The organism is Vicinamibacterales bacterium (assembly GCA_036504215.1).
In the GTDB taxonomy this organism is placed as follows: domain Bacteria; phylum Acidobacteriota; class Vicinamibacteria; order Vicinamibacterales; family Fen-181; genus FEN-299.
In genome coordinates this window covers 85,981-99,833 of the sequence record DASXVO010000085.1, presented here as the reverse complement: position 1 = coordinate 99,833, position 13,853 = coordinate 85,981, and the positions used below count along the sequence as shown (strand labels likewise).

General features: G+C 66.8%; 10 protein-coding genes. 9 read left to right on the top strand and 1 reads right to left on the bottom strand.

Annotated elements, in window-relative coordinates; genetic code table 11:
* Positions 1-480 precede the first annotated feature (480 nt).
* The 9 genes from VGK32_22785 to VGK32_22745 all read left to right on the top strand — a co-directional run bounded on the left by VGK32_22785 (position 481) and on the right by VGK32_22745 (position 12,736).
* Positions 481-2,580, top strand: coding sequence for a M20/M25/M40 family metallo-hydrolase (locus VGK32_22785; protein ID HEY3384596.1), 2,100 nt, complete (start codon positions 481-483; stop codon positions 2,578-2,580).
* 48 nt (positions 2,581-2,628) lie between these two features.
* Positions 2,629-4,377, top strand: a complete 1,749-nt coding sequence (locus VGK32_22780; protein ID HEY3384595.1) for a M14 family metallopeptidase — start codon at positions 2,629-2,631, stop codon at positions 4,375-4,377.
* 67 nt (positions 4,378-4,444) lie between these two features.
* Positions 4,445-5,380: an FAD-dependent thymidylate synthase gene (gene thyX, locus VGK32_22775; protein HEY3384594.1), complete on the top strand. Its 936-nt coding sequence runs from the start codon at positions 4,445-4,447 to the stop codon at positions 5,378-5,380.
* Positions 5,381-5,636: 256 nt separating this feature from the next.
* A complete protein-coding gene (locus VGK32_22770; protein HEY3384593.1) occupies positions 5,637-5,942 on the top strand; it encodes an RNA-binding protein in 306 nt (101 codons plus the stop codon).
* Positions 5,943-6,052: 110 nt separating this feature from the next.
* Positions 6,053-6,637: a pyridoxamine 5'-phosphate oxidase family protein gene (locus VGK32_22765; GenBank protein HEY3384592.1), complete on the top strand. Its 585-nt coding sequence runs from the start codon at positions 6,053-6,055 to the stop codon at positions 6,635-6,637.
* 186 nt (positions 6,638-6,823) lie between these two features.
* On the top strand, positions 6,824-8,446 hold the full coding sequence (locus VGK32_22760) for an acyl-CoA dehydrogenase family protein (GenBank protein HEY3384591.1): 1,623 nt from the start codon (positions 6,824-6,826) through the stop codon (positions 8,444-8,446).
* A complete protein-coding gene (locus tag VGK32_22755) occupies positions 8,446-9,654 on the top strand; it encodes a hypothetical protein (GenBank protein ID HEY3384590.1) in 1,209 nt (402 codons plus the stop codon). Before VGK32_22760 ends, VGK32_22755 begins: the two co-directional genes overlap by 1 nt.
* 164 nt (positions 9,655-9,818) lie before the next feature.
* Positions 9,819-12,329 (top strand): magnesium-translocating P-type ATPase, encoded by a 2,511-nt coding sequence (gene mgtA, locus VGK32_22750; GenBank protein HEY3384589.1) that lies wholly within the window; start codon positions 9,819-9,821, stop codon positions 12,327-12,329.
* 95 nt (positions 12,330-12,424) lie between these two features.
* Complete coding sequence (locus tag VGK32_22745; protein ID HEY3384588.1) at positions 12,425-12,736, top strand: hypothetical protein; 312 nt, start codon at positions 12,425-12,427, stop codon at positions 12,734-12,736.
* A gap of 50 nt (positions 12,737-12,786) precedes the next feature.
* Here VGK32_22745 and VGK32_22740 read toward each other — a convergent pair whose 3' ends face one another.
* Positions 12,787-13,137, bottom strand: a complete 351-nt coding sequence (locus VGK32_22740) for a hypothetical protein (protein ID HEY3384587.1) — start codon at positions 13,135-13,137, stop codon at positions 12,787-12,789.
* Between the last annotated feature and the right edge of the window lie 716 nt (positions 13,138-13,853).

Here is a 13,853-nt window from a genome sequence, read left to right as displayed (position 1 = left end):
GGACCCGTCCTCTCCCCCCGCGGCCTGTCATCGGACGGAAGGCCGCCGCCGGGAGGCTTCGCCCGGACAGCGCGGCGCGGCGCGAGATCCGGGGATCGGCCGCCGCGGCCCGGTCCGTCGCACTGGGCTCCGGTTCGGAAGACCTCACCAAGTCGCCCTGCGCGCCGGCCCGGTCCACGTCGGCCTCCGTGCCTACCTGCGGCGCGGTGACACGGCCGGCGGGGCGGGGCGTCCATCGACGCGGCTCAGGGCGCGGTGAGCGGGGCCGAACCACGGGTCTCGCCAAGCGCGGCGTAGACCGCCCACCTGCGTCAGGGCACCGAGCCGGACGGTGGCGGCGTGGTGATCTGGCCGTGGGGGTATGGGGGCGCGAGCCTGTCCGGAGCATCGGAGGAATCGTGCACCGGGACGACCGATTCCCGAGTAAAATCAGCCGCGCCTTCCCCGCCCCTTCCCAGGCTCAGCATCGGAGGAGTCATTGTGAGGAACCGTCTGTCATCAACCCGGCTCGCGGTGGCCCTGTTCGTGGTCGTCGCGCTGGTCGGCGCCTACCAGGCGTACGTGCACGCACAGGACGATCCGGTCGTCGCCAGGATCATCCAGCTCGGCAAGACCGACAACCAGGTCATGACCTGGAACGACTATGCGAGCAACCGGTTTGGCGGTCGAGAGACCGGCACCAACGCCTACACGGATGCGACGGCGTGGGCGGCCTGGCAGTTCAAGCAGTTCGGCCTCGAGGCGGAACTCGAAGAAGTGGGCGAGGTGCCCGTCGGATTCAACCGCGGCCCGTGGTTCGGCAAGATGGTGAAACCGACGGACAAGGCGCTGCGCTTCGGCACGCCCACCTACACCGCCGGCACCAAGGGTGTGCAGCGAGGCCCGGTCGTCATCCTCAAGGCGGACCCGTTCTCGATTCCCGGCCGGAACGCGAAGCCCGACGACGTCGAGAAGAAGCGTGCCGCCGTCCAGGTGGCCATCGCCGAGGTGAATGCGAACAAGGCGATCATCAACGGCGCGTGGGTGCTGATTCCTGGAGCGAGCACCGGCTTCGCGCGCGACGGGCGGCGCTCGACGAAGGAATATGCCGATGCGCAGTTGATCCCGGCTCTGACCAAGGCGCTGGTGGACGCGGGCGCGCTCGGCACGATTCAGTCGGCCAAGGAACCGATCAGCATGCTCGACGGCAACGTCCAGTCGTGGGACAAGCTGCCGGTCCTGCCCGACATCAAGCTGCTCGACACGCAGTACACGGAGATCAAGGACCTCGTCGAGAAGAAGCAGCCGGTCGAGCTCGAGTTCGACATCCGGAACTGGTTCAAGATGGGGCCCATCAAGTACCACAACGTCGTCGCGACGCTGCGCGGCTCGACGTACCCGGACGAATACGTGGTCGTCGGCGGCCACTTCGACTGCTTCAGCTCGGCGACGGGCGGCGTGGACGACGGATCGGGATTCGCACCGGGGATGGAAGCGCTGCGCCTCATCAAGGCGGCCGGCGCGCGCCCCAAGCGCACGATCGTCATGATTCTGTTCGCGGCTGAAGAGAACGGTCTCGTCGGATCGCAGGCGTGGCTGAAGAAGCACCCGGAGGTCCAGCCGAAGGTCGTGGTGATGATCAACCGCGATGGCAGCCCGAGCGCCATCACGGGTGCGGCGGTGCCGAGCGACTGGTACGGCGACTTCGAGAAGGTCGTGGCGCCGGTTCTCAACGTGAACCAGAAGTGGCCGTTCAAGCTGACGCGCAACATCTATCCGGGCGCGAGGCCCGAGACGCCGGGCGGCAGCGACTATTCGTCGTTCGCGATGCTCGGGATCCCGACGCTGAGCTTCCGAACCGAGACCGACTACACGTACTCGCGCGCCTGGCACACGCTGAACGACACCTACAGCGAGTTGGTGCCGTACATCGAGCACCAGCGCCACTCGGCGCTCGTCACGGCGGTCGTGGCGTACGGCGTGGCCAACCTGGACAAGCCGCTGCCTCGCGCCGGCATCTACCTGCCGGATGGACTCTACGCCGACATGTCCGTCGGCAGCGGCGATGCGCAGAAGCGGGTGATGGCGTCGCTCGACTTCGTCAACGCCCCAGTGCACACGGCGAACTTCATCCGGATCCTCGAGGGGAAGACCGGCCCGCCGGCAGCCGGCGGCCGCGGACCGATGGGGCCGGGCGGTCCGGCGGGGGCCGCGCGCCCGGACGCGCCGCAGGTCGGCAAGATCCTGGAGACGAAGGGTGGGGCGATTGCCGGCATTGTGGCGTCCGACACGCAGAAGGCCGCGGCGGTTGCCGTGCTGCCGAAGGAGCGGAACACCGCGATCAGGCACGACGTCGCCGGCGTGCTCGGAATGTCCGCGCCGAGCGCGTTCTATCTGACCACTGAGAAGAAAGCGGCGTTCGACAAGAAGAACACCGCCATCGGGAAGATCATCGCGGGCGCCGGCCTGTTGCAGGACATCAAGAAGGATGACGCGATTCGTACGGTGCGGTTCATCCGTGTCGGTCAGGCCGCGAAGGACTTCAAGGTGGACGACGAGTCGTTCAAGACACTCGTCGCGGCGGCCGGCAAGAAGAAGTAGAGACGGGGCGGGCCGTGCCCGCCCTTTCCTCGCAAGGATCTCTCAGCGATGACACGTACCTTCGTGAGGCGACTGTGCGGGAGCGGCCTCCTGCTGGCGTATGCGCTCGTGACGCCCGGCATCGGGTCGGCTGCGGCGGTACGGGCACCCCAATCGGGTGCGAGGTCTGCGGCGACACCAGCCACAGCGGCGAAGGCCGCAGCGAAGGCCTGGCCCAAGACGCGGCCCGAGGCCACCGGGTTTGCCGAGACGAGCCGCTACGACGACGTCATGGCGTTCATGAAAGCGATGGCCGGCGCGTCGCCGCAGATCCACCTCACCACCTACGGCTACACGTTCGAGGGACGGCCGATGCCGCTCGCGGTCGTCGGCGCACCCGACGGCACGCCCGAGAGCGTGCTGGCGACAAAGAAGATCCGCATCTACATCCAGGCCAACATCCACGCCGGCGAGGTGGAAGGCAAGGAAGCGTTGCTCTGGATGCTGCGGTCGATTGCCAAGGGCGAGCGGGCCGAGTGGTTCAAGTCGGTCGTGCTACTCATCAATCCGATCTACAACGCCGACGGCAACGAGCGGGTCACCGTGGCCAATCGGGGCAGCCAGAACGGTCCGATCGGCGGGATGGGGCAGCGCGCCAACGCACAGAACCTCGATCTCAACCGCGACTGCGTGAAGCTCGAGTCGGCCGAAGCGCGGTCGCTCGCGAGACTCCTCACACGGTACGACCCGCACATGGCGATCGACCTCCATACGACCGACGGCACCCCGGACAGCGGCTTCTACCTGACCTACGAAACGTCCCTGAGCCCGAACGACTCGAAGGCAACGGTGGGTCTCCTGCGCGACACCCTCCTGCCTCAGGTGACCCGGACGATCAAGGCGAAGCACGGGTGGGACTACTTCTACTACGGCGGCGTCATGCGAGGCAGCGCCGAGCGCGCGTGGGCCTCCGACGAAGACCTCGCGAAGCCCCGGTACACGTCGACGTACTTCGGCGTCCGCAACCGCCTGGGCATTCTCGTGGAAACGTACTCGTACGCCTCGTTCGAGGACCGCATCAAAGCGAACTACTGGTTCCTCGAAGAGGTCATCGACTTTGTCGTCAAGAACGGGGAGGTCGTGCGCAAAGCCGTCGCGACCGCCGACGGCGAATCGATCGTCGGCAAGCAGCTCGCGGTCCGCGAGAAGCTGGTGAAGTCGCCGGCGCCGGTGCAGGTCGTGTTCGCCGACACGCTGACCGAACGGAATCCCTACGTGGCCGATCGCCCGATCAGGCGCATGGTGCCGGGGACGCAGCGCACGGAGTCGATGGGGCATTACGCGACGACCGAGCCAACCGAGACGAGTGTCGTGCCGGCGGCCTACATCGTGCCGGCTGTGTCACTGGCCCCGGTGCCGTCTGGCTCGCCCTTCGGTCCGTCGCTCTCGCCGGCGGCGCGTTCGTTCAACGCCGTCATCGACCGGCTGGAGGCGCACGGCGTGCAGTACGTGAGGACGACAAGGCCGCTGGCGGTGAAGGGGGAGCGCTTTCGCATCGAATCGAACACGCTGGCCGCACGGGAGTACCAGGGCACGCACAAGATGCGGACGTTGACCGGCACGTGGGACGCCTCAGAACAGAGCGTGCCGGTCGGGTCGATCGTCGTTCCGATGGATCAGCCCCTCGCGCGTCTCGCATTCCTGTTGTTCGACGCCCGGTCCGACGACGGTCTGATGGCGTGGAACATCCTGGACGGGCTGATGGGTGAAAAGCCAGAGTTCTATCCGGTGCTCAGGACGATGGGCAAAGTGCAGTGAGGCCGGTGGCCCAGTGCTGGCGGGGCGCGCTTGGCCCGCCCACCGGAGTACGTCAAGAGAGGGCACCATGCCGGAAGCGACTGGATTCGAGAAGATGGCGCGGCCAGGCGTCGCCGAACTCGACGCGATCCTCGGCGAGCCGATCCTCGTGCTCGACGACGGCTTCGTGCGGGTCGTGGACTACATGGGCGACGACGCGGCGATCGTGCAGGCGGCGCGCGTATCGTACGGCAAGGGCACCAAGCGTGTGCACGAAGACCGTGCGCTCATCCGCTACCTGATGCGGCATTCCCACACGACGCCGTTCGAGATGTGCGAGATCAAGCTTCATGTCCGCGTACCGATGGACATCTGGCGGCAGTGGATCAGGCACCGGACGGCGAGCGTGAACGAGTACTCGACGCGTTACTCAGAGGCGATCGACGGGGCACAGCGGACGGCGGCCGACGCGTGGCGTGCACAGTCGAGCGGCAACCGGCAGGGGAGCGGGGGCTACCTCGCGGAGGACGTCGGCGCGGGGCTGACGGCCGACGAGCGGGCGTTGCAGGGTCGGGCGCGTGAGGTGTACGAGGCGCGCCTCGCGGCCGGTGTCGCCCGGGAACAGGCCCGCAAGGACCTGCCACTGTCCACCTTCACGGAAGCCTACTGGAAGATCGACCTCCACAACCTGCTGCATTTCCTCGATCTGCGCATGGATGCGCACGCACAGCAGGAAATCCGCGGGTACGCGACCATCATCGGCGAGCAGATCGTGTCGCGGTGGGTGCCGATGACGTGGGAGGCCTTTCTCGACTACCGCCGGCACGGGCTGCGGTTGTCGCGCGTCGAGGCCGAGGTCATCGCCGCGATCTCGTCGGGTCGGCCGACGCGCGCGACCGATTTGGCCGCCGAGCACGGCCTGCTGGACCGCCGCGACGACGGCCGCCTGAGGCCCAGCCGCGAGCGGAGCGAACTCGAGGCCAAGCTGTCGCGGCTCGGAATTCGCGCTCCCTGGAATGAGTGAATCGGACTGACCCTGCAGCCATTTTTCGATTTGTGCTATACTGCCACGGTCAGGTTGGATAACAGCACTCCGCTGTCCGCGTAACAGAAGAATCGAGCTTCACATCTCGCTTCCCCACACACGGCATCAGTCAGGAAGAGCCTTTCTCCACCCCGCTAGAGGTCCATATCCGGATCGACAGCGCTATCAACCGATGAACGGACGTTGACGGTCCGCCATCAAAAACCTCCCGCCCAGCGGGAAGGAGAGTGAGCCCATGGCTCGTAAGCTCTACGTCGGAAACCTGCCGTACGAAGTCGGTGAAGCGGAACTCCAGCAGCTGTTCGGTGCGGCCGGCACGGTCGAATCGGTCAACGTCATGCGCGACATGGCGACGGGCCGCGCGCGCGGCTTCGCGTTTGTCGAAATGGCCACGGACGATGAGGCCCAGAAGGCGATCAGCCAGTTCAACGAGTACTCGATGGGCGGCCGCAACCTGACCGTCAACGAGGCGCGTCCGAAGCCCGAACGGTCGGGCGGCGGCTTCGGCGGCAACCGTCGCCGCTCCGAACCGCGCTGGTAGTCGATACCGCGATACGTCCGGAGTGACGTCGGCAAATACTCCAACGTTTGCAGGGCCGGATGAGACGGGAATCCCCCGACTCGCCCGGCCTGCTTCGTCAAGGAGTCTTCATGAAGCCCTACGTCATCCTGCTCACCCTCACCCTCACCCTCGCCTTCCCAGCCAGCGCCGCCCGCGCCCAGGAGCAATCGTCCGGGTCGAAGGCCCAGGCCGCGACGCCGCGTCCCACGCCAGACCGTGCGCAGTTGATTGCCGCGGCGCGCGAAGTCATGCAGGCGCAGACCTACTGCGGCCTCGTCACCATCGATGCCTCCGGACGCCCACAGGCCCGGACGATGAACCCGTTCCCGCCGGACGACGAGATGGTCGTCTGGATGGCGACGAACACAGGCAGCCGCAAGGTGCAGGAGCTTCGCAAGGATTCGCGAGTGCTGCTCTACTACTCGGACCACGCCAAGGCCATCGGCTACGTCGCGCTGTCCGGACGTGCCGTGCTCGTGGACGACATGCAGGAGATCCTGAAACGGAAGCGGGCGTACTGGGACACGGCGTTCCCCGGCCTGAAGAACCTCGTGCTCATCAAGGTGATTCCCGAGCAACTGGACGTGATCAACTACAAGCAGGGCGCCGTCGGTCACACCGTGACCTGGCGGTCGCCTTCCCTCCCGCTCGAGGCCGTCCCTGCGAAGCAGTAGAGCACGGCCAGGCCGTTCGGCACCGGGGCGCACGGCGGACGGGTTGCACGACGCGCGCATTTCCGGCACGATCTACCAACCCCGTTCGTTGTTCGCCCCACGCCCCATTCCGCATCCGTCGACCGGGTTTCGACGGCAACCGGGGCGTCCCACACGCGCGACCTACGCGCGCAGTCGAGGAGAGACATGGAGTTCAAGCGGCTGGATGCCGGGGATATCGATCTGATCGTCGGGACGTTGAAGGAATTCACGGAGCGCGAGGCCCCGCTCGAGAAGCGTCTGAAATGGGACGAGTCCGACACGTGCCCGACCGACGTCGTTCGGGCCATGCTCGGTCCGGATGTCGGCCTGCACCTCGTGTTCCTCCCCGACGAGTACGGCGGGATGGGCGGCGGCGCGTACGACGTCTACCGCCTGTCGATGGAGTTCGCCAAGATCGACCTCGGACTCGCCACCGCGATGCTGGCCGTTGCGCTCGGCACCGATCCCATTCGTGTCGGCTGCACCGAGGCGCAGAAGGCGAAGTGGATTACCCGGATTGCGGAACAGGGACTCATTGTCGCCTACGGCGTCACCGAGCCCGAGGCCGGCTCGAACGTTCAGAGCCTGAAGACCGTCGCGGAGCGCATCACCGACGCCGACGGGAAGGTCACCCACTACCGATTGAACGGCGTGAAGCAGTTCATCTCGAACGGATCGATTGCCGATCTCTACACGATTCTGGCGAAGGCCCCCGAGGGGCCGACCTTCTTCGTCGTCGAGCGGCAGACGCCCGGCCTGACGCCGGGCCGGCACGAGATCAAGCACGGCATCCGGCTCTCCGATACGGCGCAGGTGTTGTTGCAGGACGTGGTGATCCCGGCTGACAACCTCGTGGGCGAGCGCGAAGGCCAGGGGCTCAAGCAGGCGAACGAGGTGTTCGGCTACACGCGGTTGATGGTGGCCGCGTTCGGTCTCGGCGCCGGCCTGGTGGCGCTCGAGAAGGCGGTGGCGTTCTCGAAGCAGAGGAAGCAGTTCGGCACCTATCTGGCTCAGAAGCAGGGGTTCACGCACAAGCTGCTGGTGCCCAACAGCGTGCGTCTGGCCGCCGCGAAGGCGTATATCGAATACGTGGCCGACCTGCTCGACAGCGGGAACACGGATCGCCAGGTCGAGGGTTCGGTCGCGAAGCTGTTTGCCACCGAGGCCGGCAACGTCGCCGCGGACCACGCCGTGCAGGCGCTCGGCGGCTACGGCTACTGCGTGGATTTCGAGGTGGAGAAGATCCGCCGCGACGCGCGCATCCTGACGATCTACGAGGGGACGTCCGAGATCCAGCAGAGCATCATCAGCATCTTCCGGATGCGGGAGAACGTTCGAAGCAAGGGGCAGTTCTACCTGCGCATGGCCGAGGAAGTCGAGCCGTTTGCCGAGGCGGGAGGGCCGGCCGTCGCGCGCGCCGCGCGGTTCCTGGCCGATGCCGCGCAGGTGGCCTTTCGCGCGAAGCTGGTGCGCCAGCAGCACGTCGCATTCGAATTCGCGACCGCGATGGCGGACGTCGAGACGGCCGTCGCGCTTTCCCGCGCCGCCATGCGGCAGGACGACGCCCTGCTCAGGGCCCAATCGCGCCTGTGGGCGAGCCAGGTGGCGCTCTCCGTGCCGACGCGCCTGCTGGCGGTCTTGAGTGCGGCGAGCGCGTTGCACGCGGACGACATGGCACGGCTGCAGCAACTCGGCGACCTCCCGGGCGGTGTGGCGCTGCAGGCCGGACGCCTCGCGGACATGAATTTCGTCGCCGAGAAGCTGACCGGGCTGGCGATCGGTGATTGATGCGGTGTAACGAGCTTCGGCTGACCGGGTCTGGCGGCGCCAATCGTGTCATGGAGGCGGAGTTGAAGCGCCTCGTGATGCGGTCTTGCTTCGAGGTCCGGGTTCCCAAACCCAGGCGCGAGGGTGAGGCGACCCTGCTCTATCCATTCGACGCCCGCATGGCCTGGGTGGCCGCGTGTCATCACCGGACGTCGTCGCGAATTTCGTGGGATCTCTTCTCGAGTCCCGCCGTGCGGCTCGAGCCGCTCTTCGAGGAGCTCCTGCCGGCGCTCCAGACCGACGACCGACTGCCTGCCGCCAAGACCGTGCGCATCTCGGTGGACCTCGGATCCGCCCACGACTTCGAGGCGTCGCCGCTCCAGTTGCGGGGCGTCGTGAAGAATGCGCTCGTCGAAGCACTGGCGTCGCGCGGGGTGACGGCAGAGGTTGACGCCGACTCGCCCGACGTGGTGTTCGTCGCGCGGCGCGCCGGCACGCCGGAGAGCCGCCGCACCGTGGTCGGCATCGACATCGGCCTCGGCGCGCGGCATCGTCGTGGCGCGCGAGTTGCCGCCGGCCCCGCTCCGCTGCGCGAGACCCTGGCGGCCCAGCTGATCATGCTGTCGCGGTGGGACGCACGAGTCGAACCGCTCGTCGATCCGATGGCCGGAAGCGGCACGATCCCCATCGAAGCGGCCGGCCTGGCAGTCGGTGCCGCGATTCGGCGTCCCGCGGACCTCCCGTTTCGGCACCTCGCGGCGTTCGCCGGGCTGCCGGCCGAGACGCCAGATCTCTTTCCCGGCACCGTGCCGAGGATCCTCGCGCTCGATGTCGACGAGGAGAGAATCCCGACAATGGTGGGGAACCTTCGTGCGGCCGGTCTGACCGGGCCGTCGTACAAGGAATCGATCGTCATCGGGCAGAAGGATATGCGTGCGTTGACGCCGGACTATGTGGCCGGCATGCTGCCGCGCGCGGCCGGCATGCAGCCGGGCGTATTCTGTTTCAACCCGCCGTACGGGGTCCGGATCGGCGGCGAGGGAGGGGAGCGGAAGCTGCTCGACCTCTACGCCGGCATGGGACACGCGCTCTCGCGTTTCTGGGGCTGGCGCGCCGCGTGCTTCGTCGCCAACCCGCGCTTCGTCGAGGCGTTTGGTCATGTCCCCGCGATGACCAAGCCAGCCACGAATGCCGAGTTGCCCGGCGCGTTTCTCGTGTACGAGCTGTAGTCCGCACGTCGCGGCCGAAGCCGAGACGGCCTCCGGACACCACTCCTCGATGCCCTGACCGTGTCGGATCGACGATGGGGCGATGTGTGCACTTTGACACAGACGCATCCTTGCGTCGGCGATACCGTGGAGCACTTGGCCATCCCATCCGAAGGTGCCCCGGCATGAACGAGCCCCTCGATCTCTTCTGGACCGCTGCCGTCGCCGACGTGCTCCGGCGGCTGGAGACGATGCCGCAGGGACTGACGAGCGCCGACGCGAGGCGGCGTCTCGACCGTGACGGCCCCAATGTCCTGCAGCCGAGGAAGCGAGCCGGCGAGCTGATCCTCCTCGTCGGCCAGTTCAAGAGCCCGCTCATCCTCATCCTGCTGTTCGCGGCCGGCCTGTCGTTCTTCCTGCACGACTCCGCAGACGCCCTGATCATCCTCGGCATCGTCCTGGCGAGCGGCGTGCTGGGGTACTGGCAGGAGCGCGGCGCCGCCCACGCGGTGGACAGGCTGCTGGCCGTCGTGCAGACGAAGGCGACGGCGCTCCGGGACGGTGCACAGAAGGAAATTCCGGTGACGGAGGTGGTCCCGGGCGACGTCGTGGTCCTGTCAGCCGGCAAGAGCATTCCGGGGGACTGCCTGTTGCTCGAGTCGAAGGATCTCTTCCTGGATGAAGCGACGCTCACGGGCGAGACCTATCCGGTGGCGAAGGCTGAGGGAACCGTCGCTCCAGACGCACCGCTCGGCCAGCGGACCAACACACTCTTCATGGGCACGCACGTGGTCAGCGGCAGCGCGGTGGCCGTGGTGGTGCGCACGGGGACGACGACCGAGTTCGGCAAGGTGGCGGAGCGGCTGCGTCTTCGTTCTCCTGAGACCGAATTCGAGCGCGGCGTCAGACGCTTCGGATACCTCCTCATGGAGGTCACGCTGGTGCTCGTGATCGCCATCTTCGCGATCAACGTCTACTTCCACCGCCCGGTTCTCGAGGCCTTCATCTTCTCGCTGGCCGTGGCCGTCGGTCTGACGCCACAGCTCCTTCCCGCGATCATCAGCATCAACCTCGCGCACGGCGCCAAGCGCATGGCGGTCGGCAAGGTGATCGTCCGGCGCCTCTCGTCGATCGAGAACTTCGGCAGCATGAACGTGCTCTGCTGCGACAAGACCGGCACGTTGACCGAGGGTGTGGTGCGCGTCCACTCGGCGCAGAACCTCGAGGGCCAGGAGAGCGAGGAGGTGCTGCGCTACGCCTACCTCAACGCCTTCTTCGAGACCGGCCTGGTCAACCCGATTGACGAGGCGATCCGCAGCCACCGCCAGTTCGATCTCGGCGGCAGCCGGAAGCTCGACGAGGTGCCGTACGACTTCATCCGCAAGCGCCTCAGCGTGCTGGTCGCCGACGGGAACCGGCACGTGATGATCACCAAGGGGGCACTGGCGGAGGTGCTCGCCATCTGCTCGAGGGCGAAGACGGCCGAGGGTGCGGACGTTCAGATCGCGACGGTCCGTGATCAGATCATGAAGCGATTTACGGACCTCTCCGGCCAGGGATTCCGGACCTTGGGCATCGCCTGTCGCGACGTCGGGTCGGCCTCGGACATCTCGACGGACCAGGAGTCGGAGATGGTCTTCGCCGGCCTGCTCGTCCTCGACGACCCTCCCAAGGCCGGGATTGGGGCCACGATCAGCGAACTGAAACGCCTCGGCGTGTTCGTGAAGATGATTACAGGCGACAACCGGCTGGTGGCGGCCCATACCAGCGCGCAGGTCGGGCTCTCGAATCCTCAACTTCTGAGCGGCACGGATCTTCGGCACATGAGCGACGAGGCGCTCCTGGGCCGGGTGAACGACGTGGACATCTTCGCCGAGATCGAGCCCAACCAGAAGGAACGGATCATCCTCGCGTTGATGAAGGCCGGCAATGTCGTGGGCTACATGGGTGACGGCATCAACGACGCGTCCGCTCTCCATGCGGCAGATGTCGGGATCTCGGTCGAGAGCGCGGTGGACGTGGCCAAGGAGGCCGCGGACATCGTGCTCCTCGAGCGAGACCTCGGCGTCCTGGTGCAGGGCGTGCAGGAAGGACGCATCACGTTCGGCAACACGCTGAAGTACGTGTTCATGGCCACCAGCGCGAACTTCGGCAACATGTTCAGCATGGCCGGCGTGTCGCTGTTCCTGCCGTTCCTGCCGCTCCTGCCCAAGCAGATCCTGCTCACGAACCTGATGACCGACTTCCCGGAGATGACGATTGCGACCGATACGGTGGACGCCGAGATGGTCGAGAAACCGCGGCGTTGGGACACGCGGTTCATCCGGAACTTCATGATGACGTTCGGCCTGGTCAGTTCGGTATTCGACTACGCGACGTTCGGCGTGTTGTATCTGCTCGGCTCGACACCGGAGCAGTTCAGGACGGGCTGGTTCCTGGAGTCGGTGGTGTCGGCGTCGCTCGTCGTGCTCGTTGTCCGGACGCGGAGACCGTTCTTCATGAGCCGGCCCAGCCGCCCGCTCGCCGTGGCGACCGGCGCAGTGGTTGCCGCGACACTCGCCCTTCCATACACACCGCTCGGCGCGATCTTCGGCTTCACTCCCCTGGGCCCCTGGTACCTCGCGGCGCTGGGAGCGGTGGTGGTGCTTTACATCGCGGCCGCCGAGTTGGCGAAACGAGCGTTCTATCGATCGTGAGCCGCAGGCCCGCCAACGGTCCCGAGTGACACGCCGGTCTGTGCAATCCGGGACAGACACATCCCCGCATCATCGGTACAGTGGAAGGCACGGTTATGCGAACCACCATTTCTCCATCTGCCGTGGCCGTTGTGCCCGCGGCGGCGAACCTCTACGGGGGTCAGCTCGCGCTGCCAGCGGTGGGCGACTCGTCCTTCCTCGAGGCGCCGCGAGCGGGAACACGTCCCGGCCTCATCGCTCGCGCCGGCGCCGGCGTCTACCGCGGACTCGGACGCGTGCTCTGGGTGCTCGGTGGCCTCGGCGAGATGCTCATCGTCGCCTACGCGTTTCCCATTGCCATCCTCGCCATCGGTGTTCCCCTCGCGCTGTTCGTCCGCCTGCTGGTGGGGATCGTGAGAGCGCTCTAGCGCCTGTAGGTGCACTCGGGGTGGGGCTTCGACGCCATGGCTCTCTGCACCTACGACACCGAGCGGTCGGGCGCCGCCTGGCCGTCGTCCGTCTTTGCGTCCGCTGCGTATCGCTCGACGGTTCGTGCGCCTTTGATGACGGTGTCCGCGAGGTCGTCGCGAATCGCCCGTCCTTTGCTCGTGTACTCCGTCGCCACGGCCCCTACCCGCGCGCGCGCGTCCAGGTACCGATCCGACGCGGTCTTCCCGAGGTCCTTCGCAGACGCAGCCACCCGCTTGCGGAACCCTGCGGCGGTCTGCGAGGCGAGGAGCATGCCCAGACCCGCGCCGAGCGCGGCGCCCGCGACGAGCCCGATCAGCAGGCGGTAGTCCCGAGTCTCCGGATCGTGTGAAGTCGTCATTGGCAATCCCTCCGATGTATCCGCTGGTCCAGGTTGACACGGCCGCCGCGCGGCGTGCATGAAGCTCCCAGAATCATCAGCCCCCATGGTAGTCGACGGCATGAGGGCGAGTCTGTTCACTTCGGAACATGCGGATCGGCGCGCGGTTCGGCTTGTGCGATGTTGAACAGACGCGCTGCCGTCTGACTGGTACGCTCGCCTCATCGGCACATGTGTCGCGATGATCGGTCGGGATGGGGCCACAGGATGAAGGCAGTACGATGGTTCCGTCCGGTGTCCGTCGCATGGCGGGTGGCGGCACTCGCGGCCATCGGCGCCCTCGTGTTCATCGGCCGCTGCGAGGTGCCTGCTCCCGGCGACCGGCCTGCTGCCCTTCGACTCAGTCCTTCGATGCACAAATACGGCAGCGTATTCGTGCCATCAGGACTTGGTGCTGAGCGAGCAACACCGGCCGCGTGCGCCGAGTGCGGATTGTGGCCGTAGTTGCGAGTCGAAGTACTCGGTGCCCTGCGCGACAGAAGTGCGCTCAAGGTTCAGGGTGGTACCGTTCACGAAGTTCTCGGGCGGGTGTCATTGCCACCGGGCTGTCTCTCTGGGATCTGACAAACCGCGACACGAGGACGCCGGCGTGGCTCCTGCACTTCGGCCTGCCGCTGGCGAAGAACGCGAAGCACGCGGCGTTCTTCATCGGCGAGGGCCGTCTGCTCTTCGACCAC